This window comes from Oceanicola sp. S124 (assembly GCF_000220565.1).
In the GTDB taxonomy this organism is placed as follows: Bacteria; Pseudomonadota; Alphaproteobacteria; order Rhodobacterales; family Rhodobacteraceae; genus Pseudooceanicola.
Window position 1 is genome coordinate 1 of record NZ_AFPM01000339.1, and the last position, 1,175, is coordinate 1,175.

The following is a 1,175-nucleotide window of genomic DNA, read 5'->3' on the forward strand; positions in this document are numbered from 1 at the left end:
GGTGCTCTGCCTGCTGCCCGCCCCGCCCGGGGCCATGACACCCCGAGGGCCTGGCGGCTGGTCGCCCTGACCCTCTGGATGGTCACCTGGTGGCTGGCCGAGGCCCGTGCCCCTGCCCGCCACTGCCCTGCTGCCGATCCCGATGATGCCGCTTCTAGGCATACAGCCGGTGGCCGAGATCACCGTGAACTACGGCAACCACCTGATCTTCCTCTTCCTCGGTGGCTTCATCCTGGCGGCGGGGATGCAACGCTGGGGCCTGCACCGGCGGATTGCGCTGTCCATCGTGCGGGCCATCGGCTCGACCCCCTCGCGGATCATGCTGGGCTTCATGCTGGCCACCGCCTTCCTGTCGATGTGGATCTCGAACACCGCCACCACGGTGATGATGTACGCGGTCGGCATCTCGGTGATCGAATTCGTCGCCTCGCGGATCGAGGACCGCAAGCTGGTGCGCAACTTCGGGGTGGGCCTGATGCTGGCCATCGCCTTTTCGGCCTCGATCGGCGGCGTCGGCACGCTGATCGGCACGCCGCCGAACGCGCTGCTGGCGGGCCTGCTGTCGGATAGCTACGGGGTCGAGATCGGCTTCCTGCAATGGATGCTGATCGGCGTTCCGGTGGTGCTGGTGATGCTGCCGGTCTGCTTCCTGCTGCTGTCGCGGGTCATCTTCCCGATGAAGGGCCTGGACCTGCGCGGCGTCTCGGCGGTGATCGCCGAGGAACACGCCCGTCTCGGGCGCATGGATCGCGGCGAGATCACCGTCGCCCTGGTCTTCGGCGCGGCGGCCTTCTTCTGGATCACCCGTGGCTTCCTCGGCCTGCCGATCAATGACGCCGGCATCGCCATGGCCGCGGCGCTGCTGCTCTTTGCCATTCCGCTGGGCCGCAAGGAGGGCTTCGTGCTGGACTGGTCCGTCGCCCGTTCCCTGCCCTGGGGGGTGCTGATGCTCTTCGGCGGGGGCCTGGCCCTGGCCGGCGCCTTCAATGCCACCGGCCTCGCCGAGTGGATCGGAGAGCAGGTCGCCGGGCTGCAGGGGGTGAACCTCTGGCTGCTGATCCTGATCGTTGCCACGGTGATCGTCTACCTGACCGAGATCACCTCGAACACCGCCTCGACCGCCACTTTCCTGCCGATCCTCGGCGCGGTGGCTGTCGGACTTGGCGTGGCGCCCG

The 1,175-nt window shown here is 68.3% G+C and carries 1 protein-coding gene; it reads left to right on the plus strand.

Features of this window, described 5'->3' with window-relative positions:
* Positions 1-106: 106 nt before the first annotated feature.
* Positions 107-1,175 (plus strand): SLC13 family permease (locus tag OS124_RS25800; protein ID WP_010142460.1); only part of this gene is annotated, 1,069 nt, incomplete at its 3' end.